Here is a 23,267-nt window from a genome sequence, read left to right as displayed (position 1 = left end):
TCGTTCATCGCGGGCAAGCCTCGCTCCTACAGAAACAACGGCTTATTTAGAAAACAATAAAAGGTGCAGCCATGCCCGCAATCCGAATTGGCATCAACCCGATTTCCTGGAGCAACGACGACCTGCCGTCCCTCGGCGGCGAAACGCCTTTGAGCACGGCGCTGAGCGAGGGCAAGGAGATCGGCTACGAAGGTTTCGAGCTCAACGGCAAGTTCCCCAAGGATGCCAAGGGCGTCGGCGATGTGCTGCGGCCTTATGACCTGGCGCTGGTCTCGGGCTGGTATTCCAGCCGCCTGGCCCGGCGCTCGGTGGCCGAGGAGATCGACGCCATCGCCAGCCATGTCCAGCTGCTGGCGCAGAACGGCGCCAGGGTGCTGGTCTACGGCGAGGTTGCCGACTCGATCCAGGGCCAGCGCATTCCCCTGGTGGAGCGTCCGCGTTTTCACAGCGAACAGGCCTGGCAGGAATACGCCGACAAGCTCACCGAGCTTGCGCGTTTCACCCTGTCCCAGGGCGTGCGCCTGGTCTACCACCACCATATGGGTGCCTACGTCGAATCGCCGGCGGACATCGATAAGTTGATGAGCCTGACCGGCAGCGAAGTCGGCCTGCTGTTCGATTCGGGTCACTGCTACATGGGCGGCGGCGAACCGCTGGAGGTGCTGCGCAAGCACATCGGGCGCATCTGCCATGTGCACTTCAAGGACGTGCGCAAGCCGGTGGTGCAGCTGGCGCGCAACAACCTGTGGAGTTTCCCCGACTGCATCATCAACGGCACCTTCACCGTGCCGGGGGATGGCGACATCGATTTTGCCGCGCTGCTGGATGAGCTGCTGGCCGCCGATTACCAGGGCTGGCTGGTGGTGGAGGCCGAGCAGGACCCGGCGGTGGCACCGAGTTACATCTATGCGAAGAAGGGCTACGACACCCTGCGCGCGCTGCTTGATGAGAGGACTGCACCATGAGCCTGTTGGTAAAAAGCGCGGCCAAGGGCCGGACCATGGTCCAGTTGACTGAGGGCCGATTGCAGTACGTCGGTTTTGCCGCCTACCGCCTGAGCCTCGGTGAAAGCCTGCCCCTCAGTGCCGGTGATAAGGAGCTGTGCCTGGTGCTGCTCAGCGGGCGCATCGGCATTCAGGGCGAGGCGCCGGGGCAGGGCGCCTTCGGCTGGGACAACCTCGGCGACCGGCAATCGGTGTTCGAGGACAAATCGCCCTTCGCCGTCTACCTGCCGCCCGGCAGCCAGGCCCAGGTCACGGCCCTGAGCGATGTGCAGATCGCCGTCTGCGCCGCGCCCGGCGCTACTGCAAACAGCTCCGCCGCCAAGGGCCTCGGCCCACGGCTGATCCGCCCTGAGAGCATGAAGCGCAGCATGCGCGGCAAGGGCGCCAACACCCGCTATGTGTGCGACATCCTGCCGGACAGCGAGCCGGCCCATTCGCTGCTGGTGGTGGAGGTGCGTACGCCGTCCGGGCATTCCTCCAGCTACCCGCCGCACAAGCACGACACCGACGACCTGCCGCACCAGAGCTTTCTCGAAGAGACCTATTACCACCAGGTCAACCCGCCTCAGGGCTTCGTGTTCCAGCGGGTCTACACCGACGATCGCAGCATCGATGAGGCCATGGCCGTGGAGCACGGCGACCTGGTGGTGGTTCCCAAGGGCTACCACCCGGTCAGCGTGCCCTATGGCTACGAGTCCTATTACCTGAACGTCATGGCCGGGCCCAAGCGGGTCTGGCAGTTCCATAACGATCCGCAGCACAGCTGGCTGCTGGACCTCTGATTTCCAAAGTCTGATTTCCAACCTTCGAATGGAGAACAAGAACAATGAGTGACGCCCCGGTAATCGGCCATTACATCGACGGTCAGGTGCAGGACAACGGCGAGCGTTTCGCCAATGTGTTCAACCCGGCCACCGGCCGCGTGCAGGCCCAGGTCGCCCTGGCCAGCCAGAAGACGGTGGACGATGCCGTTGCTTCGGCGATGAAGGCCTTTCCGGCCTGGTCCGAGCAGTCGGCGCTGCGCCGTTCGCGGGTGATGTTCAAGTTCAAGGAACTGCTGGACCGACACCACAACGAACTGGCAGAGATCATCACCCGCGAGCACGGCAAGGTGCTGTCCGATGCCCGTGGCGAAGTGACCCGCGGCATCGAGATCGTCGAGTTCGCCTGTGGCGCGCCGAGCCTGCTGAAAACCGATTTCAGCGACAACATCGGCGGCGGCATCGACAACTGGAACCTGCGCCAGCCCCTGGGCGTGTGCGCCGGGGTCACCCCATTCAATTTCCCGGTGATGGTGCCGCTGTGGATGATCCCGCTGGCCCTGGTCAGCGGTAACTGCTTCATCCTCAAGCCGTCCGAGCGCGACCCGTCCGCCAGCCTGCTGATGGCCCGCCTGCTGACCGAAGCCGGGCTGCCCGATGGTGTGTTCAACGTGGTCCAGGGCGACAAGGCGGCGGTGGATGGGCTGTTACAGCACCCGGATATCGAAGCGATTTCCTTTGTCGGTTCGACGCCGATCGCCGAGTACATCCACCGGCAAGCCACCTCCCGCGGCAAGCGCGTGCAGGCCCTGGGCGGGGCGAAGAACCATATGATCGTGATGCCCGATGCTGACCTCGACCAGGCTGCCGACGCGCTGATCGGCGCCGCCTACGGCTCGGCCGGCGAGCGCTGCATGGCGATCTCCATCGCCGTGGCGGTGGGCGATGTCGGTGACCGGCTGATCGAGAAACTACGGCCGCGCATCGACCAGCTGAAGATCGGCAACGGCATGCAGGGCGACAGCGACATGGGGCCGCTGGTGACCGCCGAGCACAAGGCCAAGGTCGAAGCTTTCATCGACCAGGGCGTGGCCCAGGGCGCGCAACTGCTGGTGGACGGCCGGGGCTTCAAGGTGCCGGGCGCGGAGCAGGGCTTCTTTGTCGGCGCCACCCTGTTCGACGGTGTGACCACGGAGATGAGCATTTACCAGGAGGAAATCTTCGGCCCGGTGCTGGGCATCGTCCGGGTTCCGGATTTCGCCAGCGCGGTGGCGCTGATCAACGCCCATGAGTTCGGCAACGGCGTGTCCTGCTTCACCAGCGACGGCGGCGTGGCCCGGGCCTTCGCCCGCAACATCAAGGTCGGCATGGTCGGTATCAACGTGCCGATCCCGGTGCCTATGGCCTGGCATTCCTTCGGCGGCTGGAAGCGCTCGCTGTTCGGCGACCACCACGCCTACGGCGAGGAAGGCCTGCGCTTCTACAGCCGCTACAAGAGTGTGATGCAGCGCTGGCCGGACAGCATCGCCAAGGGCCCAGAGTTCAGCATGCCGACCGCCAAGTAAAACCCTTCAACCCGTTGCCCTGGAGAACAAGAATAATGAGCCAGCCCCTGCGTTTCGCCCTGAATCGTATGGTTGCCCCGCGTTTGACCCTGCCGGCGTTCATCGAACTGGCGGTGACCCTGAAAGCCGATGCCATCGAGATCCGCAATGACCTCAAGGGCGTGGAAATCGAAGACGGCACGCCGCCGCAACAGGTGCGCCAGTTGTGCGCGGCCCAGGGCATCCAGGTGCTGTCGATCAATGCGCTGTATCCCTTCGATGTCTGGAACGACGAGCGTCGTGCCCAGGCCCTGAAGCTCGCCGCCTATGCCCGCGACTGCGGCGCCCGCGGCCTGGTGATGTGCCCGCTGAACGACCGCGCCGACACCCGCAGCGAAGCCGAACGCGCCGCCGGCCTGCGCACTGCCCTGACGCAGCTGGCGCCGATCCTGCGCGAGCACGGGATTCTCGGTTTTATCGAACCCCTGGGCTTCGAGGAGTGTTCCCTGCGGCGCAAGCGCACGGCGGTGGAGGCGATCCGCGCCATCGGCGGGCTGGATGTGTTCCGCCTGGTGCACGACACCTTTCACCATCATCTGGCCGGCGAGCAGGAATTCTTCCCCGAGCTGACCGGGCTGGTGCATATCTCCGGGGTCGAGGATCGCGAGGCGCCCCTGGCGAGCATCCGCGACGGCCACCGGGTGCTGGTGGGCGAGGGCGACATCCTCGGCAACGCGGCGCAGATCGAGGCTCTGCTTGCCAGTGGCTACAGCGGCCACCTGTCGTTCGAACCCTTCGCCGACAGCGTGCATGGGCTGGCGGATATCCAGCGGGCGATCGGCGCGAGCATCGACCACCTCAAGCACGCCCTGGCCTGACCCTGTAGCCGCTGCCGAAGGCTGCGATCGCGACCGAAGGGCGCGCAAGGCCTGAAGATCGCTGAAGGCCTTCGGCCTTATCGCAGTCTGCGGCAGCGGCTACAAGCAGCAACCTTCACCCTATTCAAAGGTGCAGATATGACTACGACACGACTGACCATGGCCCAGGCCCTGGTGAAATTCCTCGACAACCAATACGTCGAGATCGATGGGGTGCAGAGCAAGTTCGTCGCCGGGATCTTCACCATCTTCGGCCACGGCAACGTGCTCGGCCTGGGCCAGGCCCTGGAGCAGGACAGCGGCGAACTGGTGGTGCATCAGGGCCGCAACGAGCAGGGCATGGCCCACGCCGCCATCGGCTTCGCCAAGCAGCACCTGCGGCGCAAGATCTACGCCTGCACCTCGTCGGTGGGCCCGGGGGCGGCGAACATGCTGACCGCCGCGGCGACCGCCACCGCCAACCGCATCCCTTTGCTGCTGCTGCCCGGCGATGTCTACGCCAGCCGCCAGCCCGACCCGGTGCTGCAACAGATCGAGCAGTTCCACGACCTGAGCATCAGCACCAACGATGCCTTCAAGGCCGTGAGCAAATACTGGGACCGCATCAACCGCCCCGAGCAACTGATGACCGCGGCGATCCACGCCATGCGCGTGCTCACCGACCCGGCGGAAACCGGCGCGGTGACCCTGGCCTTGCCCCAGGATGTGCAGGCCGAGGCCTACGATTACCCGGATTACTTCCTGCAAAAACGCGTGCACCGCATCGAACGCCGGCCGGCCAGCGCCGCCATGCTCGAGGATGCCGTGGCGGCCTTTGCCGGCAAGCGCAAGCCGCTGATCATCTGCGGCGGCGGGGTCAAGTACTCCGGGGCCAACGAGGCGCTGCAAGCCTTTGCCGAGCGCTTCGGCATTCCCTTCGCCGAAACCCAGGCCGGCAAGAGCGCGGTGGTTTCCAGCCATCCGCTGAACCTCGGCGGCATCGGCGAGACCGGTTGCCTGGCGGCCAACCTGCTGGCGAAAGAGGCGGACCTGATCATCGGCATCGGCACCCGCTACAGCGATTTCACCACCGCGTCGAAGTCGCTGTTCCGCGCCGATGCGCAGTTTCTCAACCTCAATATCAGCCCCTGTGATGCGCTGAAACTCGACGGCGTGCAGCTGCTGGCGGACGCCCGGGACGGCCTCAACGAACTGGCCGCGGCCCTGGCGCGCAGCGACTACCAGGCGGCCTGGGGGGCGCAGATCAGCCAGGCGCGGGCGCAGCTGGACGCGGAGGTGGACCGGGTCTACCAGGTCGAATACCGCGCCGACGGCTTTGTCCCGGAGATCAACGACCATATGGACCCGGCGGTGCTGCGCGAATTCATCGAGCTGACCGGCTCCTGCCTGACCCAGAGCCGGGTGCTGGGGGTGCTCAACCAGACCCTGGCCGACGACGCGGTGATAGTCGCCGCCGCCGGCAGCCTGCCCGGCGACCTGCAACGCAGCTGGCGCAGCAAGGGGGTCAACACCTATCACGTCGAGTACGGCTATTCCTGCATGGGCTATGAGGTCAACGCGGCCCTGGGGGTCAAGCTCGCCGAGCCCCAGCGCGAGGTCTACGCCCTGGTGGGCGACGGCTCCTACCTGATGCTGCATTCGGAGCTGGCCACCTCGATCCAGGAGCGGCGCAAGATCAACGTGGTGCTGCTGGACAACATGACCTTCGGCTGCATCAACAACCTGCAGATGGAACACGGCATGGACAGCTTCGGCACCGAGTTCCGCTTCCGCAACCCCGAAACCGGCAAGCTCGACGGCGCCTTCGTGCCGGTGGATTTCGCCATGAGCGCGGCGGCCTATGGCTGCAAGACCTACAAGGTGAGGACGGTCGAGGAGCTGCAGGCGGCCCTGGCCGATGCGCGGACCCAGAGGGTGTCGACCCTGATCGATATCAAGGTCCTGCCCAAGACCATGATCCACAAATACCTGTCCTGGTGGCGGGTCGGAGTGGCGCAGGTGTCCACCAGCGCCCGTACCGACGCGGTGGCCAGACAACTCAATGAACGCCTGGCCAAGGCCCGGCAGTACTGATTGCTCTCGAACGAACAACAACAGGAGTAGCACCATGTCTTTGAAACTGGGCGTCATCGGTACCGGGGCCATCGGCCAGGACCATATCCGTCGTTGCAGCCAGACCCTGCTGGGCAGCCAGGTGGTGGCGGTCACCGATATCAACCTGGAGCAGGCGGCGAAGGTGGTGGCCGAACTGAAGATCGCCGCCGAGGTGTATCCCGACGGCCATGGGCTGATCAAGGCGCCGGAAGTCGAGGCGGTGCTGGTCACCTCCTGGGGGCCGAGCCATGAAGAGTTCGTGCTGGCCGCCATCGCCGCCGGCAAGCCGGTGTTCTGCGAGAAGCCGTTGGCGGTGACCGCCGCGGGCTGCCGCAAGATAGTCGAGGCCGAGATGGCCCACGGCAAGCGCCTGGTCCAGGTGGGCTTTATGCGCCCCTACGATGCCGGCTATCGCGCGCTGAAGGCGGTGATCGACAGCGGCCAGATCGGCGAGCCGCTGATGCTGCACTGCGCCCACCGCAACCCGCGAGTCGGCGAGAACTACAAGACCGACATGGCGATCACCGACACCCTGATCCATGAACTGGACGTGCTGCGCTGGCTGCTTGCCGACGACTACGTGTCGGTGCAGGTGGTGTTCCCGCGCAAGTCGAGCAAGGCCCTGGCCCATCTGAAAGACCCGCAGGTGGTGCTGCTGGAAACCGCCAAGGGCACGCGCATCGACGTCGAGGTGTTCGTCAACTGCCAGTACGGCTACGACATCCAGTGCGAAGTGGTGGGCGAGACCGGCATTGCCAAATTGCCGGAGCCGTCCCAGGTGCAACTGCGCAGCGAGGCCAAGCTGTCCAACGCGATCCTGATGGACTGGAAGGACCGGTTTATCGCAGCTTATGACGTCGAGCTGCAGGCCTTTATCGACGGCGTGCGAGCGGGGCAGGTGGGTGGCCCTTCGGCCTGGGACGGTTATGCCGCCGCGGTGGCCGCCGACGCCTGCATCGAGGCGCAGAACAGCGGGCAGATCGTCAAGGTCGCACAACCGCCGCGCCCGGCTTTCTACGGCTGAATGCTGATTTTGTAGGAGCGAGGCTTGCCCGCGATGAACCTGAGAGCGCCGCGTTTATCCAGAAAATACGCGGCATCGTTAACGTCCATCGCGAGCAAGCTTCGCTCCTACAGGGTACACAGCAACTTTGTAGCCGCTGCCGAAGGCTGCGATCGCGACCGAAGGGCGCGCAAGGCCTCAAGATCGCTGAAGGCCTTCGGCCTTATCGCAGCCTGCGGCAGCGGCTACAGGCCAACACTTCAGATTCGGGGAGAACAATAAAATGCGTATCGCACTAGACCCCTACATGTACCGCCACCTGCCGCTGGGCAAGATGACCGACAAGGCCGCCGAACTGGGCTATGGGTACATCGAGCTGTCGCCCCGCGAGGATTTCCTGCCGTTCTACAAGGCGCCCCGGGTCGACCGGGCGCGGATCAAGGAGTTTCGCAAGGCCCTGAGCGACAGCGGCGTGCAGCTCTCTTCGCTGTTGCCGATGTACCACTGGGCCGCCGCCGACGAAGGCTTGCGCGTGGCGGCGGTGCGCAACTGGAAGCGGGCAATCCAGATCGCCGTGGAAATGGACTGCGAGCTGGTCAACACCGAGTTCACCGGCCAGTCGGACAACCCGCTGGTGTGCGAGAACCAGTTCATGCGTTCCATGGACGAGTTGATCCCGGAGTTCGAGCGCGAGGGCATCAAGCTGGATATCCAGGCCCATCCCTATGATTTCTGCGAACGCAACAACGAGTCGGTGGACATCATCCGCGGCTTCGACCGGGACTGGATCAACTACCTGTACGCGGCGCCGCACACCTTCTTTTATGACGACGGCAAGGGTGATATCGCCTCGATGCTCAAGTACGCGGGCAGCAAGCTCAGCCACCTGATCATCGCCGACACCTACAACCACAAGGCGTCGTCGAGCCTGCGCTATATCGTCAACCCGCCGGGCGTCACCGCCACCGTGCACCAGCACCTGGACATCGGCCAGGGCGAAGTGGACTGGACGGCGTTCTTCGATACCTTGCGCGAGATCCGGTTCGACGGCATTGCCACGGTCTCGGTGTTCGCCTGGGAAGACCGTCCGGACGAATCCAACCGGATGATGCTGGAGCGGGTCAGCAGCGAGTTGTGCCGCTGACACCTGTAGCCGCTGGCGCAGCCTGCGATCGACCACGCAGTGGTCGCAATCACGGCACATGCGGTCTTTCAGTTCCTTGCGCGTTGGCAGGTTTTGCGAGGACGTTGTCCTCGATCGCAGGCTACGCCAGCGGCTACAGACGTACGGCGGGTTCTATATAAGGAGGGCTTTGCGATGCGTATTGGTTTAGTGGGTTACGGCCATGGTGGCCGACATTTTCACGCGCCGCTGATTGCCAGCCTGCCCGGCGCGACCTTCGTCGGGGTGGTCACCCTGTCGGCCGAGCGCCGGCAGTTGCTGGCGGCGGAGCATCCCGGGGTACGGGCCTTCGACAGCATCGAGCAACTGGTGGCGGCCGGGATCGACGGGCTGGTGATTTCCACCCCGCTGGAGGGCCGCGCGGCGCTGGTGCTGGAAGCCATCGAGCGCGGTATCCCGGTGGTCAGCGACAAGCCCTTCGCCAGCGACGTGGAACAGGCGCGGGCACTGATCGACGCCGCGGCAACCCGCCGGGTGCCGCTGAGCCTATATATGAACCGGCGCTGGGACTCGGACTTCCTCACCCTGCGCAAGCTGATCGACAGCGGCGCCCTGGGCAGCGTCAGCCGCTTCGAGTCGCGGGTCGAGCGCTATGTGCCGCAGGCCGTGGGCAATACCAGTGGCGGCGGGTTCCTGCGCGACCTTGGCAGCCATCTGGTGGACCAGGCCTTGCAGCTGTTCGGCCCGGTGACCCGGGTCTATGCCGAGTTGCAGTACGCCGCCCAGGCGCCGACCTGCGACTATGGGTTTTTCCTCGCCCTGAGCCATGCCAACGGCGTGGTTTCACATTTGTCCGGTAGTTGTCTGCAGAACTGCCAGGGACCGCGGTTCCGGGTCAGCGGTTCGGCCGGCAGTTATACGGTCGAGGGCCTGGACGGCCAGGAGGAGGCGCTGGTCGCCGGCCAGTCGCCACAGACCGAGGGCGAGCGCTGGGGCGTCGAGGAACATCGGCGCTGGGGCTGGTTCGAGCAAGGCGAGATTCGCGAGCGAATAGCCTCCGAGCGGGGCGACTGGTTGCAGTTCTATAAACGCTGGCAGGCGGCGCTGCAAGGGCAGGGGCCGCTGCCGGTGACGCCGGCCGAGGCCCTGGCTACCACCCGCGTACTGGACGCCGCGCGCCTGAGCTGGCGCCAGCACCAGGTGGTGGAAATGGCCGATTTCCGGCTGCAGAATGAATTTGGAATAAAATTCTAAAATGAGTTGATATAGAAATTATTTTCCAATAAAGTCGTTTCCAGGTTGCCGACTAGCAGGGTTCTCGCACCGACTTCAAGCCCGCCTTGAGCCGAGTGGAACCCGCCAACAAAAACAACAGGTACCGTCGATGAAAACCTTCAGTTCCGCTTTGCACCTGCTTCGTCGCGCATTATTGCGCCGCCGTCCGCTGTCCCGCCAAACACCTAGGCACACCCCCGTCTTCCAGTCCCTGGTCCGCCTGCTTTGCGTCGAACGCAAGGGCGCGCTGGTGTGCTGCATGCCCGGCGCGCCGATCGTGCGTCTGCCTCACTGAGTGGTTTCTGCGCCTTATCCATAAAACCTACAAGAATGTGGAGAAAGACCTTTCATGAAGACCAAGACCCGTTTTGCCACGCTCGCCCTGTCCCTGTTGCTGGGTAGCGGCTCGGCGTTCGCCGACCTGAAGATCGGCGTGAGCATGTCGCAGTTCGACGACACCTGGCTGACCTACCTGCGCGAATCCATGGACCAGAAAGCCAAGTCCCTGCCGGACGGCGTCACCCTGCAGTTCGAGGACGCCCGGGCCGATGTGGTCAAGCAACTGAGCCAGGTGGAAAGCTTTATCAGCCAGAAGGTCGACGCCATCGTGGTCAACCCGGTGGACACCGCGGCGACCCGCAAGATCACCGAAGCGGCGGTCAAGGCCGGGATTCCCCTGGTCTACGTCAACCGCCGCCCGGACGACCTGAACCTGCCCAAGGGCGTGGTCACAGTGGCCTCCAACGACCTGGAGGCCGGACAGATGCAGATGCAGTACCTGGCCGACAAGATGGGTGGCAAGGGCGAGGTGGTGATCCTGCTGGGCGACCTGGCGAACAACTCCACCACCAACCGCACCAAGGGCGTCAAGGAAGTGCTGGCCAAGTACCCGGGGATCAAGGTCGAGCAGGAACAGACCGGGATCTGGCTGCGGGACAAGGCCATGACCCTGGTCAACGACTGGCTGACCCAGGGCCGCCAGTTCAACGCGGTAGTGGCGAACAACGATGAAATGGCCATCGGCGCCGCCATGGCGCTGAAACAGGCCGGGGTGGAGAAGGGCAGCGTACTGATCGCCGGGGTCGACGGCACGCCCGATGGCCTGCGCGCGGTGCAGAAGGGCGACCTGGCGGTCTCGGTGTTCCAGGATGCCAAGGGCCAGGCCGACGGCTCGATCGACACCGCGGTGAAGATGGCCAAGCACGAGCCGGTGGAACAGGCGGTGTGGGTGCCCTATCGCCTGATCACCCCGGAAAACGTCGCCCAGTTCAAATAAGCCCGCCCGTTCCATCACCACAATAAGCCGGCGGGGTGGCCCAGCTGCCCCGCGGATGGAGTACCTGATCATGTTCGCTTCAGCGACTGCTTCGAGCATCCCGGCGGCGGCTGTGCAGCCCGCCGTCCAGTCTGAGCAAGAGCCCTACCTGCTGGAAGTCATCAACGTCAGCAAGGGTTTTCCCGGGGTTGTCGCCCTGTCCGATGTGCAACTGCGGGTACGTCCCGGCACGGTGCTGGCGCTGATGGGGGAGAACGGCGCGGGCAAGTCGACCCTGATGAAAATCATCGCCGGGATCTACCAGCCCGACGCCGGCGAGCTGCGGCTCAAGGGCCAGCGGGTGAATTTCGAGACGCCGCTGGCGGCCTTGCAGGCGGGGATCGCGATGATCCACCAGGAACTCAACCTGATGCCGCACATGAGCATCGCCGAGAACATCTGGATCGGCCGCGAGCAGCTCAACGGCCTGCATATGATCGACCACCGCGAGATGCATCGCTGCACCGCGCTGTTGCTGGAGCGCCTGCGGATCAACCTCGACCCCGAGGAGCAGGTGGGCAACCTGAGCATCGCCGAGCGGCAGATGGTGGAGATCGCCAAGGCGGTGTCCTACGACTCCGACATCCTGATCATGGACGAGCCGACCTCGGCCATCACCGAGAAAGAGGTGGCGCACCTGTTCTCGATCATCGCCGACCTCAAGGCCCAGGGTAAGGGCATCATCTATATCACCCACAAGATGAACGAAGTGTTCGCCATCGCTGATGAAGTGGCGGTGTTCCGCGACGGTGCCTACATCGGCCTGCAACGGGCCGACAGCATGGACGGCGACAGCCTGATCTCGATGATGGTCGGCCGCGAACTGAGCCAGCTGTTCCCGGTGCGCGAGAAGCCCATAGGCGAGCTGCTGATGTCGGTGCGCGACCTGCGCCTGGACGGGGTGTTCGAGGGCGTGTCCTTCGACCTGCACGCCGGGGAGATTCTCGGCATCGCCGGGTTGATGGGCTCGGGCCGCACCAATGTGGCCGAGACGATTTTCGGCATCACCCCCAGCGACGGCGGCGAGATCCGCCTCGACGGCCAGCCGGTGCGCATCAGCGACCCGCACATGGCGATCGACAAGGGTTTTGCCCTGTTGACCGAGGACCGCAAGCTCAGCGGCCTGTTTCCCTGCCTGTCGGTCCTGGAAAACATGGAGATGGCGGTGCTGCCGCACTATGCCGGCAACGGTTTCATCCAGCAGAAGGCCCTGCGCGCCCTGTGCGAGGACATGTGCAAGAAGCTGCGGGTCAAGACCCCGTCCCTGGAGCAGTGCATCGACACCCTGTCCGGCGGCAACCAGCAGAAAGCCTTGCTCGCCCGCTGGCTGATGACCAACCCGCGGGTGCTGATCCTCGACGAACCGACCCGCGGCATCGACGTCGGCGCCAAGGCCGAGATCTACCGGTTGATCGCCTACCTCGCCGGCGAAGGCATGGCGGTGATCATGATCTCTTCGGAGCTGCCGGAAGTGCTGGGCATGAGCGACCGGGTGATGGTCATGCACGAGGGCGAGCTGATGGGCACCCTCGACCGCGGCGAAGCGACCCAGGAGAAGGTCATGCAACTGGCTTCCGGGATGTCCCTGGTCCACTAGCCGGCAAACGTATCAAGGCCACCGGCGAGGTGTGTTCGCCGCCGGCCATACAAGAAGAAGGTGAAGGCTTATGAACGCGATACTGGAAAACAAACCCGCGGCGGCGCCAGCCAGAACGCGCCGGCGCCTGCCCACCGAACTGAGCATCTTCCTGGTGCTGATCGGCATCGGCCTGGTGTTCGAACTGTTCGGCTGGATAGTGCGCGACCAGAGCTTCCTGATGAACTCCCAGCGCCTGGTGCTGATGATCCTGCAGGTGTCGATCATCGGCCTGCTGGCCATCGGCGTGACCCAGGTGATCATCACCACCGGCATCGACCTGTCGTCCGGCTCGGTGCTGGCGCTGTCGGCGATGATCGCCGCCAGCCTGGCGCAGACCTCGGACTTCACCCGCGCGGTGTTCCCGTCGCTGACCGACCTGCCGGTGTGGATCCCGGTGGTGGCCGGGCTGGGGGTAGGGCTGCTGGCGGGGGCGATCAACGGCAGCATCATCGCCATTACCGGCATCCCGCCCTTTATCGCCACCCTCGGCATGATGGTCTCGGCGCGCGGCCTGGCGCGTTATTACACCGAAGGCCAGCCGATCAGCATGCTCTCGGATTCCTACACGGCCATCGGCCACGGCGCCATGCCGGTGATCATCTTCCTGGTGGTGGCGGTGATCTTCCATATCGCCCTGCGCTACACCAAGTACGGCAAGTACACCTACGCCATCGGCGGCAACATGCAGGCGGCGCGGACCTCGGGGATCAACGTCAAGCGCCACCTGGTGATCGTCTACAGCATCGCCGGGCTGCTGGCGGGGCTGGCCGGGGTGGTGGCCTCGGCGCGGGCGGCGACCGGGCAGGCGGGCATGGGCATGTCCTACGAGCTGGACGCCATCGCCGCGGCGGTGATCGGCGGCACCAGCCTGGCCGGTGGGGTGGGGCGCATCACCGGCACCGTGATCGGCGCGCTGATCCTCGGGGTGATGGCCAGCGGTTTCACCTTCGTCGGTGTCGATGCCTACATCCAGGACATCATCAAGGGCCTGATCATCGTGGTGGCGGTGGTCATCGACCAGTACCGCAACAAGCGCAAGCTCAAGCGCTGACCTCTCTGCTTTTTGTAGGAGCGAAGCTTGCTCGCGATGGACTTCAACGATAACGCTTAGCACCTGATGCAATGCGGCGCCTGGACGTTTATCGCGGGCAAGCCTCGCTCCTACAGAAGAGCCATACTCCACGGCAACGGCAGGCCTTTTTCGGGTCTGCCGTTGCCGTTTGTCTTCTAAAAGACCCCGACCGATGGAATTTCTTGTTATAAACGCACTCCGATAACCGCCGCCAAAGCCAGCCCTGGCGGGCTTTCAGGGCTTGTCGGACAAATTCGATGTCATTTCAGTTGCTGAGGCCTCAAACGGGCCTTAGACTGCCGCCCCTCGTAAATTGAGTGCCGGGTGGCGCTTGGAATGTATGGCGCCTTTCCGATGCCCCGAAAGGGGGCACGGAAAACAGCTTTAATTCGCCTTAATGCACGTATTTTTTATAGAGAAATCAATGACAAAGGAAAAGTTGCTGGCCATGCCGGCGGATGACTACATGAACGCCGAGCAGCTGGCTTTTTTCACTGAGCTGTTGCAGGCCATGAAGGTCGAAACCCACGAGCGCATCGAACAGAACCGAATCGCCATTGAGAGCCTGGACACCCCGGCCGACCCTGCGGACGCGGCTTCCGTAGAGGAAGAGCGGACCTGGCTGGTCAACGCTATCGACCGCGACCAGCGCATGCTGCCGCAGCTGGAGCAGGCCCTGGGCCGTATCGGCGACGACAGCTTCGGCTGGTGCGACGACAGCGGCGAGCCGATCGGCCTGAAACGCCTGCTGATCAGCCCGACCACCAAGTACTGCATCGAAGCTCAGGAACGTCACGAGCAGATCGACAAGCACCAGCGTCAGGCCTGATCGCCAAGACTTCTCCCCTCGCGGGCAAGCCCCACCCCAAGGTCGCCACTGCACCTGGGATGGCAGGCTTGCCCGCGAGTCGTTTGCGGGCGCCCTGAAAGCCCCCGTGCATTTCTATTGATCTGCTGCAAACCTGCGACTAATGGACCATGGATAATGGCTTTTTAGTGGCGTTCAATGCAGAGCAAATAATTAGAAAAGCATGGGGTATTCCAGATGACGCAAGACGGATCTTTGTCGGCTGCCATTGCGCAACCGCTGTCAGTAGCCCAGAACACCCGGCGCTGGCGGGGGCCGGCCCTGCAAAGCGGCGCCTTGCTGCTGGTGCTGTATGCCCTGTCCCAGGGGTTGCTTTCTTTCTACCTCGCCGTGCCGCTGATGCTGCTGATCGTCTGGCTGCCGCGCCTGGTCGCGCCCAAGGCCATACCGGCGGCGAGCAGCGTCGATAACGGCGAGATCGCCGCGCTGACTCGCGACCTGTCCTACAGCACCAGCCATAACGCGCTGTCGGCTGCCGGCGTGGCCTATTCGGTCCGGCAACTGGCCGGGCGGGTGCAGTCGCAACTGGACTCGGCGGCGCGCATTGTCAGCAGGCCGAGGCGATGATCCACACCGAGCAACTGGCCGCGCAGCTCAGCCAGCAGGCCCTGAGCGCCGCCAGCGAAGCCCATCGCAGCAGCGCCGAAGGCAGCGTGGTGCTGGGCGAGTCCATCACCCGCATGCACCGTCTCAGCCAAAGCGCCAACGACAGCCGTGAACTGATCGAAGCCTTGAGCCAGCGCAGCGAAGACATCCAGCGGGTGGCGCTGGTGATCCAGTCGATTGCCAGCCAGACCAACCTGCTGGCGCTGAATGCCGCCATCGAGGCGGCGCGGGCCGGGGAGCATGGGCGCGGGTTCGCCGTGGTGGCCGATGAAGTGCGCGGCCTGGCCGGGCGCACGGCCACCGCCACCGACGAGGTCGGGGTGATGGTCAGCGATATCCAGCAGCGCACGGCCCAGGTGGTGGAGCAGATCCGCCAGCTGTCCAGCGACCTGAACACCGGGGTGGAGCAGGTCGAGTCCACCGGCCAGCACCTGCAGAACATTGCCCGGCTGGCGGCCGGCGTGGAAAGCCAGGTCGGCGAGATCGCCCGTGGCGCCGAGACCAATCGCCAGCAGCTGGACAGCCTGTTCCATGCCGTGGAGCAGGTGCGCGGCGACCTGGCGGTGAGCGACCAGCAGACCCGCAGCCTGGCCGAGGCGGCGGTGCAGATGGAGGGGCAGGCGGAAATCATCAGCGAGCGCCTGGCCGAGGTCGGCCTGGACGACTACCACCAGCGCATCTACGACCTGGCCCAGGAAGGCGCCCGGCGCATCGCCGAACAGTTCGAGGCGGACCTTGCGGCCAGTCGCATCAGCCTCGACGACCTGTTCGACCGCAGCTACCAGCCGATCGCCAATACCCAGCCGGTGAAATACCAGACCCGCTTCGACCGTTACGCCGATCAGGTGTTGCCGGCGATCCAGGAACCGTTGCTGGCGCGTCACGAAGGCCTGGTGTTCGCCATCGCCTGCACGCCCCAGGGCTACGTGCCGACCCACAACCAGGCGTTCTCCCAGCCGCTGACCGGCGATCCGCAGGTGGACACCTTGCACAACCGCACCAAGCGCAAGTTCGAGGATCGCACCGGCATCCGTTGCGGCAGCCATCAGCAGCCGCTGTTGCTGCAAACCTACACCCGCGATACCGGCGAGCTGATGCACGACCTGTCGGTGCCGATCAGGGTCAAGGGCCGGCATTGGGGCGGTCTGCGCCTGGGCTACAAGCCGGAGCAGGGTGCCTGATAACCCGGACTTAACCTTGGGGTCGGCAAGATATGGCCGGTGGCCATTGTTACCGACCCCGCAACGCAGCTGTGCAAGGGATGGCTTTTTTCCAGCGGGGGAACTCATTAATATGGCCAACATTGTTAGCTAGCTAACTAGTTGCCAGGAGAAGTCCTCATGCAAAGCAAAGTCGATGTCGCAGTGATGATTGGTAGCGGTGTACCGGCCACCTTTCGCGCGGTCGGGCTGAATGTGTGCTGGGTCGTGCTGGTCAATGGCGAGCGCCGCGGCGCGCCGTTCGCCAGCCGGGACGAGGCCGTGGAATGCCAGGCGTCCTGGCTGGCCCAGCTGGCGCGGGACAGGGTCGGGCACCCGCTGTTCAGTCGTTCGGCCTGAGGGCGCAGGCACCCGCGCCTTCAGACCTCGCTGCCGATCACCGCGCTTTCGGCCTGGAACAGCGCCACCTGGGCCATCGACAAGGCGCTGCTGGCGGCCTGGGCCTGGGCCCGGGCGGCGGACAAGGCCTGCATGTGCGCATCGGTTGTGCGATGCCGGGCAGCGCTTTGTACCATCGCCAGGCGCTCGTTGGCCTTGCGCAGCCGCTGCTGCAATTGCTCGATCTGTTTGCGCAGCTGCTTGATGCGTTTCTTTTTCGCTTCGAGCACGCCGTCGGGAACGGCGTTGGTTGCCCGGGTGATCGCCGTGCGCAGGTCGAACGGATCGCTCGCCGGGCTTTCGCTGCCCGCCGCGCCTGGCAGGGCGAATTCGGCCAGGGACGGGAGGCGGGCAGGTGGGTTGAGGTCGATCATCATGGCGCTCTTTATCGGAAGGCTCGCCAATATGTCGGTCGTGCGGAGTAATCCTTTACCGCGGGTTCAGAGGTTCAGGGCGCCCTGGTCGACGGCCTGCTTGAGGGCGCGGGCGGCTTCCTTGGCGGCGGCTTCGGCCAGTTCCGCGGTCTTGAACCAGCGGTCCTTCTCCACCTGGTGGCAGCGCACGGTGCGCAGCGGTGGCTTGGCGCGCATCACGATCACGGCCTGGAACTCGCCTTCGACGTCCCGGGCTTCGCCATGAATGAAAAACTCGCCTATATCGAATTCCGTCACGTCCGACTTTCCCCTGGAAATTATGCGGGTGAAGCCTGGCCGGTGGCTGGCTTCGAGGTCGCGGCAGTATGGCAGTTGTTGCCTGTCGATGGCTGAGTTAAGTCATGCAAGTGGCCGACCGGCACGCGGAAAGAGCTTTTTTCAGCGATTTGCTAATGCATAGGTTGCTCTGAATACATAAAGTTGCTCTAGAATTGCCCCGGCAGTCAGAGATTGATGTTTACCTGCAGCACTCCCGTCCCATGAAGGGTGACGAAAGGATCGTGAGGTTTTCCGATCGACAGTGAGTGCGCAGCTTTCTCGGCGGGTCGGAACCACTTTCTTCTGCGCTTGATGCGGGCCAAACGGTCCGGTAGTCCTTCCGGTTGTTCTTGGGAGGGGGGCTCCGGTGTTTGCGCCTACGCGTTGGCGAGTGGTGCTTTTTCAGATTGTTTTCATGTGGAGTCACGGCGCCGGTTCGGCCGCCTTTTTTTGCTGTCCGTCGTTTACGCGGGCAGAGTCATTTTCAGCTTCGGGGACCTTTCCTTGGCAGTAAGTAATCTTGATATGCACGCTTTGTTTGTCCTGGGCGATTTGCGCGCCAAGCTGGTCAAACAGTTCCAGTCACGTTTCGTCTACATCACTGAACAGACGCCGGAAGGCATTTACGTCGCCGAAATCGACACCGAGACGGCCCTGGTCGTGGACGACAAGCCGCGCCTGGAACTCAAGGTCGGCGATCATTTCCGCGCGGCGGTCCTGCCCAGCCGTGAAGGTGGCAAGTTCGAAATCCGTTTCCGCGAGATCAAGCTGACCGTCTACGGCCTGGGCGAATACGCCTTTGTCAGCACCGCCGACGGCCACGCCATCTTGTTCAAGGAAGGCCACAGCGTGGTGACGGTGTTCGCCGCCAACCAGCAGTTGCAGGAAGGCCTGACCAAGACCCTGAAAGCCGTGACCGGCAAGGCCGCCAAATGGCGCAAGGGTGAATTGGTGAGCTTCAAGGCCAGCGAGTGAGTCGCGCCGAATTCCACCAGCAGCATCTCGAGCGCGCCCGCGCCGAGGCCCAGCGCCTGTTCGAACAGAGGGCCGTGCTGCAAGGCGCCTGGCTGGCCTGGGTGGCCTCGCAGTTGTATGTCCTGAAGCCGGCGGAATACGCCAGCATGGTGCGCCGCGAGTTGCAGCGCCTGCAGGAGCAGGGCGCAGACTGAAGTCCCCCTCGAAAGCAGGAACCTCTACTACAGTCAGATGACTCAATTAGTCAGAGGCTTGCGGTCCAAAGCCGCGAGACCATCCTGCAACGCTGTGAACAGCCAAAGGGGCACAGGCATGAAAGGACTGCGGACATTGCTGGGCAGCGCGCTGCTCGGCTTGGGTATTTTGCTGGCGCCCGCCGGCGCTTGGGCGGCACAGGCGCCGATCCACTTCGCCGACCTGAACTGGGAAAGCGGCAGCCTGATCACCGACATCCTGCGCACCATTGTCGAGAAGGGCTACGGCCTGCCGACCGACACCTTGCCGGGCACCACCATCACCCTGGAAACCGCGCTGGCCAACAACGACATCCAGGTCATCGGCGAAGAGTGGGCCGGACGCAGCCCGGTGTGGGTCAAGGCCGAAGCCGAGGGCAAGGTGGCGGCCCTGGGCGACACGGTGAAGGGCGCGACCGAAGGCTGGTGGGTGCCGGAATACGTGGTCAAGGGCGACCCGGCCAAGGGCATCAAGCCGCTGGCGCCGGGCCTGCGCAGCGTCACGGACCTTGCGCGCTACAAGGATGTGTTCAAGGACCCGGAAAGCCCGGGCAAGGGGCGCTTTCTCAACAGCCCCATCGGCTGGACCTCGGAAGTGGTGAACAAGCAGAAGCTCAAGGCCTATGGCCTGACCGACAGCTATGTGAACTTCCGCAGCGGTTCCGGCGCGGCGCTGGACGCCGAGATCACTTCATCGATCCGTCGCGGCCAGCCGGTGCTGTTCTACTACTGGTCGCCGACCCCCTTGCTCGGTCGCTTCAAGCTGATCCAGCTGGAAGAGCCACCGTTCGATGCCGAGGCCTGGAAAACCCTGACCGACGCCGACCACCCCAATCCACGCCCCACGCGCTCGCTGGCTTCGAAGCTGTCCATCGGCGTGTCCACGCCGTTCCAGAAGCAGTACCCAGAGATCGCCGAGTTCTTCGGCAAGGTCGATTTGCCGATCGAGGCGCTGAACAAGGCCCTGGCCGAAATGAGCGAGAAGCACACACCGCCCCGGGAGGCGGCGCGGGCGTTTCTCAAGGCGCATCCGCAGGTGTGGCGGGCGTGGTTGCCCGAGGATGTGGCGGATAAGGTCAGTGCCAGTCTCGATTGAGAGATTGCTGTGAGAGTGAGATCGCAATCGCGGGCAAGCCTCGCTCCTACAGAAGTTTGCGTAACCTTGTAGGAGCGAGCTTGCTCGCGATGCTTTTAGATGAAACCCACACCGCCCCGGGAGCCGGCGCGGGCGTTCCTCAAGGCGCATCCGCAGGTGTGGCGGGCGTGGTTGCCCGGGGATGTGGCGGATAAGGTCAGTGCCAGTCTCGACTGAAGACGCTGTGGTGAGGATGAGATCGCTATCGCGGGCAAGCCTCGCTCCTACAGAAGCATGCGGNTGTAGGAGCGGAGCTTGCCCGCGATGCTTTTAGAAGCGGGTCTGCACCGCCAGCTCGAAGGTCCGCGGCGTACCCAGGTAGTAAGCCGGCGAGACATGGGCGAACCTGGCGTAGACCTCGTCGGTCAGGTTGCGCACCCGCCCGGTGATTGAGGTGTGGCTGTCGAGCTTGTAGGTCAGGAAGGTGCCGTACAGGGTGTAGGAGGGCACGGTCATGGTGTTGGCCGTGTCGGCGTACACCGAGGCCACATAACGCGCATCGACCCCGGTCTGCCACTGCGGCGCCAGGTCATAGGTCAGCCACAGGTTGCCGACCCGGTCCGGCACGTTGGTCGGGGTATTGCCCTTGCGTGACACCACCACGCCCGCGGCGTTCTTCTCGGTGAACTCGTCGTACTGCGCATCGACCCAGGCGAAGTTGCCCTCGAGCAGCAGCTTCGGGGTGACCCGCAGCGAGCTGGCCACTTCGATGCCCTTGGAGGTCTGCTGGCCCACCGGGATGCTCAGGGTCGGGTCCTGCGGGTCGGTCACCGCGAAATCCTTGCGCTCGATGCGGTAGGCCGCCAGGGTCGCCGAGCCGCGGCCGTCCAGGTAATCGAACTTGCTGCCCACTTCCCATTGCTTGCCCGTGGAGACATCGAAGTCCTGGGTGCTGTTGTTGGGCTGCTCGGCGGCGGTGCTGTACTGCACATAGACGTTGGCGCTCGGGAGGAACTGGTAGGTCAGGCCGACCCGGCCGGTGACCGGCTCCCAGCTGCGCTTGAGGTGCCGTGGGTTGCTCGCGGTCACCAATCGGTGGTTGGTCACGTCCAGGTCGATGTCGTCGTAGCGCAGGCCGGTGAGCAGCGCCAGCCGGTCGGTCAGGGCCAGGCGATTCTCGACGAACAGCGCCTTGGTGGTGACCTCGTTGGTCTTGTCGGCGACAAAGCCCTGGCGGGTACCCGGCAGGTCGTAGAAATGCCCCGGCTGGTAGTTGTTCGGGTCGACGCTGTTGGCCGCCTTGACGTTCAGCGGCGAGTTGGTGGTGCGGTTGACCTTGTACTCGAAGCCGCCGGACCAGGTGCTGTCCAGGCCGAAGATCGAGGTGTCGTGGCGCAGTTCGAACTGGTTGCCGTTCTGCTCGCCCTGATGCCGCACCTGATAGGCCGTGGAGCGGTTCACCGCGCTGTTGTCGGCGTTGTACTGGTAGGTTTCCAGGTTGCGGTAATCGCGCTGGCTGTCCAGGTGATAGAGGGTGTTGCGCAGGCTGGTGCTGTCGTTGATCCGGTAGTCGAGGATCGAGCGCACCCAGATCGTGCGCTGCTCGTAGCGGCCGTCCTCGACGTTGTAGTTGTTGAAGCGGTTGTGCTTGTCGATCTTCAGCTCGCCGGCCTTGGGGTTGAGCACCGGGGTGCCCCAGTACGGGCTGTCCTCGTGTTCGTCCTGGTATTCCAGGGCCAGGGTGTGGGACAGGTTCGGCGTCAGGTCGCTGAGCAGGGAAAACGCCATGCTCCAGGCATCCCGTTCCTGGCGGTCGATGTAGCCGTTGCTGGTGTTGTGGCTGACGTCGAGGCGGGCGTAGTGCTGCACTTCGTCACCGGCTTCGCTGAGGGCGTGGTTGAGGCCGAAGGCGGTTTCCGTGGTGTCGTAGCTGCCGTAGCTGACCCGGCCCTCGATGGCCCGCTCCTGGCGGTCGGCCAGCTTGGTCACGTAGTTCAGCGAACCGCCCACGGAGCCGGCGCCATTGACCAGCGAGGAGGGGCCGCCGAGCAGCTCGACCCGGTCATAGATCCACGAGTCCACCGGCCGTGCCAGGCCGCTGGACACGTTGATGCCGTTGAACATCTGGGTGATCTGGCTGTTGGTGAAACCACGGTAGGAGATGAAGCCGCCGAACCCCGGCGGGGCGCTGGCATTGACCCCGGGCAGGGTGTTGGCGGCGTCCTGGAAGTTCTGCGCGCCGCGCCGCTCGATGTCGTTGCGGTTGGCCACCGCCACCGAGGCCGGGGTTTCGCGAACACTCAGGCCCAGGCGCGAGGCCATGCCGCTGGACTGGTCGAGGGCCAGGCCGGGTTCGACGGGTTGGTCGCCGTCGATGGTGATAGGTGCCAGGTCGACGCTGGATTGCGCCCAGGCATTGACGGACAGGCAGCCGCACAGGCTGGCCAGCAGGGGAATGTGTTTCATCGGTACATCCTGAATTCTTGGCTAGGAAGCAGCCCACGAACAAACACCGTGCATTGGCACGGGTTGGGCTGATGACAAGGGCAGAAGACTCAGGCGAAGGCGGGCGGCGCGCGCGGGTGGGCCGCGGGCCAGATGAAGCGGGCGGGGATGTCAGCGGTGGAGCGGGGCGCCAGCGGCGGGCTGTGGTGCTGCGGCAGGATCGCCAGGGTCAGGCTGGAGTTGAACGCCGGGCCCATGCCGCCGGTGGAGCACAGCGGGCAACCGAAGGCCTTGGACAGGGTCGGCAGCGATTCGTCGACCGGGCTGGAAGAGACCGGCGCCTGGGTGCGCGGGTCCACCGTACAGAACTGGCCGCCGATCCCGTTGAGCTGCTGGCCGACCATCTGCCCGTGGCCGATGCTGCAGGCGAACACGTTGAACAGGACGCAGCAATAGAGCATCCAGGCAACGAGCGAGCGATCGGTTCGGGCTGATTTCATGGGGCGGCACTTTACCATCGCAGGCGACGAACGTACTTACAAAAACGTTCGATCGGGTCCATTCTTCAGCAACATTTTTTGCCATGGACGTTTGCATATGAATGTTTTGATCGCGCAATGGATGGCAGGAGCCTTCCTGCTGATCAGCCTGATCCACCTGTACTGGGCCGCCGGCGGCAAGCGCGGCAGCGAGGCGGCGATCCCCCAGGTGCCGGGCCGGACACCGGGTGAGCTGGAGCCGGCGTTCAAACCCTCGGGGTTCGCCACCCTGCTGGTGGCGGTGGGCTTGCTGCTGATCGCAATGCTGGTGTGCCTGCGGGTGGGCCTGTATTTGCCGACGGTGAGCCACCCGTCGCTGCAATGGGTGATCAGTGCGATGGCCTTGCTGATGTTCGCCCGGGCCATCGGCGACTCGAACCTGGTGGGGTTCTTCAAGGAGGTCAGCGAGTCGAAGTTCGCCCGGCTGGACACCTTGTTCTATTCGCCGCTGTGCGTGGTGTTGGGGGCGGGGCTGCTGGTGGTGGCTTGGAATTGACCTGTTGAACGCTGAAAAGCATCGCGGGCAAG

General features: G+C 64.3%; 24 protein-coding genes. 20 read left to right on the top strand and 4 right to left on the bottom strand.

All coding sequences use genetic code 11. The annotated features are described in order from the left end of the window. Nucleotides 1-71 precede the first annotated feature (71 nt). The 16 genes from iolE to ACTJKT_RS13305 all read left to right on the top strand — a co-directional run bounded on the left by iolE (nt 72) and on the right by ACTJKT_RS13305 (nt 16,741). Nucleotides 72-965 carry a myo-inosose-2 dehydratase gene (iolE, locus tag ACTJKT_RS13380; protein ID WP_440787433.1) on the top strand — a complete coding sequence of 298 codons (894 nt, stop codon included), beginning with the start codon at nt 72-74 and terminating at the stop codon, nt 963-965. Next, nucleotides 962-1,786 (top strand): 5-deoxy-glucuronate isomerase, encoded by an 825-nt coding sequence (gene iolB / locus ACTJKT_RS13375; RefSeq protein WP_440787432.1) that lies wholly within the window; start codon nt 962-964, stop codon nt 1,784-1,786. The genes iolE and iolB overlap by 4 nt, the downstream gene beginning before the upstream one ends. Nucleotides 1,787-1,830: 44 nt before the next feature. Next, the gene (locus ACTJKT_RS13370) at nt 1,831-3,330 is read left to right on the top strand and encodes a CoA-acylating methylmalonate-semialdehyde dehydrogenase (RefSeq protein ID WP_440787431.1); all 1,500 of its coding nucleotides are present in this window, start codon (nt 1,831-1,833) and stop codon (nt 3,328-3,330) included. Nucleotides 3,331-3,365: 35 nt separating this feature from the next. After that, nucleotides 3,366-4,187, top strand: coding sequence for a TIM barrel protein (locus ACTJKT_RS13365; protein ID WP_440787430.1), 822 nt, complete (start codon nt 3,366-3,368; stop codon nt 4,185-4,187). Nucleotides 4,188-4,325: 138 nt separating this feature from the next. Then, nucleotides 4,326-6,260 (top strand): 3D-(3,5/4)-trihydroxycyclohexane-1,2-dione acylhydrolase (decyclizing), encoded by a 1,935-nt coding sequence (gene iolD, locus ACTJKT_RS13360; RefSeq protein WP_440787429.1) that lies wholly within the window; start codon nt 4,326-4,328, stop codon nt 6,258-6,260. Between the two features lie 34 nt (nt 6,261-6,294). Next, nucleotides 6,295-7,305 (top strand): Gfo/Idh/MocA family protein, encoded by a 1,011-nt coding sequence (locus tag ACTJKT_RS13355; RefSeq protein ID WP_440787428.1) that lies wholly within the window; start codon nt 6,295-6,297, stop codon nt 7,303-7,305. Nucleotides 7,306-7,567: 262 nt separating this feature from the next. Then, nucleotides 7,568-8,428 carry a sugar phosphate isomerase/epimerase family protein gene (locus ACTJKT_RS13350; RefSeq protein WP_440787427.1) on the top strand — a complete coding sequence of 287 codons (861 nt, stop codon included), beginning with the start codon at nt 7,568-7,570 and terminating at the stop codon, nt 8,426-8,428. Nucleotides 8,429-8,602: 174 nt separating this feature from the next. Continuing rightward, a complete protein-coding gene (locus tag ACTJKT_RS13345; RefSeq protein ID WP_440787426.1) occupies nt 8,603-9,661 on the top strand; it encodes a Gfo/Idh/MocA family protein in 1,059 nt (352 codons plus the stop codon). Between the two features lie 130 nt (nt 9,662-9,791). Continuing rightward, entirely contained in the window at nt 9,792-9,977 is a 186-nt protein-coding gene (locus ACTJKT_RS13340) for a hypothetical protein (protein ID WP_106697170.1), read from the top strand. Between the two features lie 54 nt (nt 9,978-10,031). After that, complete coding sequence (locus ACTJKT_RS13335; protein WP_440787425.1) at nt 10,032-10,958, top strand: sugar ABC transporter substrate-binding protein; 927 nt, start codon at nt 10,032-10,034, stop codon at nt 10,956-10,958. Nucleotides 10,959-11,028: 70 nt separating this feature from the next. Then, nucleotides 11,029-12,594 (top strand): sugar ABC transporter ATP-binding protein, encoded by a 1,566-nt coding sequence (locus ACTJKT_RS13330; RefSeq protein WP_440787424.1) that lies wholly within the window; start codon nt 11,029-11,031, stop codon nt 12,592-12,594. A 70-nt stretch (nt 12,595-12,664) separates the two neighbouring features. Beyond that, nucleotides 12,665-13,687: an ABC transporter permease gene (locus tag ACTJKT_RS13325; protein WP_007923642.1), complete on the top strand. Its 1,023-nt coding sequence runs from the start codon at nt 12,665-12,667 to the stop codon at nt 13,685-13,687. A 445-nt stretch (nt 13,688-14,132) separates the two neighbouring features. Further along, a complete protein-coding gene (locus ACTJKT_RS13320) occupies nt 14,133-14,537 on the top strand; it encodes a TraR/DksA family transcriptional regulator (protein WP_007923643.1) in 405 nt (134 codons plus the stop codon). Nucleotides 14,538-14,771: 234 nt separating this feature from the next. Beyond that, nucleotides 14,772-15,143: a hypothetical protein gene (locus ACTJKT_RS13315; RefSeq protein WP_440787423.1), complete on the top strand. Its 372-nt coding sequence runs from the start codon at nt 14,772-14,774 to the stop codon at nt 15,141-15,143. Further along, a complete protein-coding gene (locus tag ACTJKT_RS13310; RefSeq protein WP_440787422.1) occupies nt 15,140-16,363 on the top strand; it encodes a methyl-accepting chemotaxis protein in 1,224 nt (407 codons plus the stop codon). Before ACTJKT_RS13315 ends, ACTJKT_RS13310 begins: the two co-directional genes overlap by 4 nt. A gap of 159 nt (nt 16,364-16,522) precedes the next feature. Then, the gene (locus ACTJKT_RS13305) at nt 16,523-16,741 is read left to right on the top strand and encodes a hypothetical protein (RefSeq protein ID WP_025809439.1); all 219 of its coding nucleotides are present in this window, start codon (nt 16,523-16,525) and stop codon (nt 16,739-16,741) included. Nucleotides 16,742-16,761: 20 nt separating this feature from the next. Here the strand turns inward: ACTJKT_RS13305 and ACTJKT_RS13300 are convergent, their stop codons facing one another. Together ACTJKT_RS13300 and ACTJKT_RS13295 are read right to left on the bottom strand one after the other, a co-directional pair. Then, a complete protein-coding gene (locus ACTJKT_RS13300) occupies nt 16,762-17,154 on the bottom strand; it encodes a hypothetical protein (protein WP_025809438.1) in 393 nt (130 codons plus the stop codon). Between the two features lie 66 nt (nt 17,155-17,220). Beyond that, nucleotides 17,221-17,451 carry a hypothetical protein gene (locus ACTJKT_RS13295; RefSeq protein WP_009043392.1) on the bottom strand — a complete coding sequence of 77 codons (231 nt, stop codon included), beginning with the start codon at nt 17,449-17,451 and terminating at the stop codon, nt 17,221-17,223. A gap of 546 nt (nt 17,452-17,997) precedes the next feature. On the opposite strand from ACTJKT_RS13295, the gene ACTJKT_RS13290 reads away from it, so the two are divergent. The 3 genes from ACTJKT_RS13290 (at nt 17,998) to ACTJKT_RS13280 (ending at nt 19,776) form a co-directional block, all read left to right on the top strand. Further along, nucleotides 17,998-18,447, top strand: coding sequence for a hypothetical protein (locus tag ACTJKT_RS13290; protein ID WP_031286381.1), 450 nt, complete (start codon nt 17,998-18,000; stop codon nt 18,445-18,447). Further along, nucleotides 18,444-18,641 carry a hypothetical protein gene (locus ACTJKT_RS13285; RefSeq protein ID WP_440787421.1) on the top strand — a complete coding sequence of 66 codons (198 nt, stop codon included), beginning with the start codon at nt 18,444-18,446 and terminating at the stop codon, nt 18,639-18,641. The genes ACTJKT_RS13290 and ACTJKT_RS13285 overlap by 4 nt, the downstream gene beginning before the upstream one ends. A 118-nt stretch (nt 18,642-18,759) precedes the next feature. Then, the gene (locus tag ACTJKT_RS13280; protein ID WP_440787420.1) at nt 18,760-19,776 is read left to right on the top strand and encodes an ABC transporter substrate-binding protein; all 1,017 of its coding nucleotides are present in this window, start codon (nt 18,760-18,762) and stop codon (nt 19,774-19,776) included. A gap of 309 nt (nt 19,777-20,085) precedes the next feature. Here the strand turns inward: ACTJKT_RS13280 and ACTJKT_RS13275 are convergent, their stop codons facing one another. Continuing rightward, complete coding sequence (locus ACTJKT_RS13275; protein ID WP_440787419.1) at nt 20,086-22,221, bottom strand: TonB-dependent receptor; 2,136 nt, start codon at nt 22,219-22,221, stop codon at nt 20,086-20,088. An 89-nt stretch (nt 22,222-22,310) separates the two neighbouring features. After that, a complete protein-coding gene (locus tag ACTJKT_RS13270; RefSeq protein ID WP_440787418.1) occupies nt 22,311-22,700 on the bottom strand; it encodes a DUF2946 domain-containing protein in 390 nt (129 codons plus the stop codon). Nucleotides 22,701-22,797: 97 nt separating this feature from the next. Between ACTJKT_RS13270 and ACTJKT_RS13265 the strand changes: the two genes are divergently transcribed. Then, on the top strand, nt 22,798-23,235 hold the full coding sequence (locus ACTJKT_RS13265; protein ID WP_025809432.1) for a DUF3995 domain-containing protein: 438 nt from the start codon (nt 22,798-22,800) through the stop codon (nt 23,233-23,235). Nucleotides 23,236-23,267: the final 32 nt, after the last annotated feature.

Origin of the sequence: Pseudomonas sp. 22526 (assembly GCF_052044735.1) — a bacterium.
In the GTDB taxonomy this organism is placed as follows: Bacteria; Pseudomonadota; Gammaproteobacteria; order Pseudomonadales; family Pseudomonadaceae; genus Aquipseudomonas; species Aquipseudomonas piscium.
The sequence above is the reverse complement of the archived record's forward strand: the minus strand, read 5'-3'. Positions and strand labels throughout refer to the sequence as shown.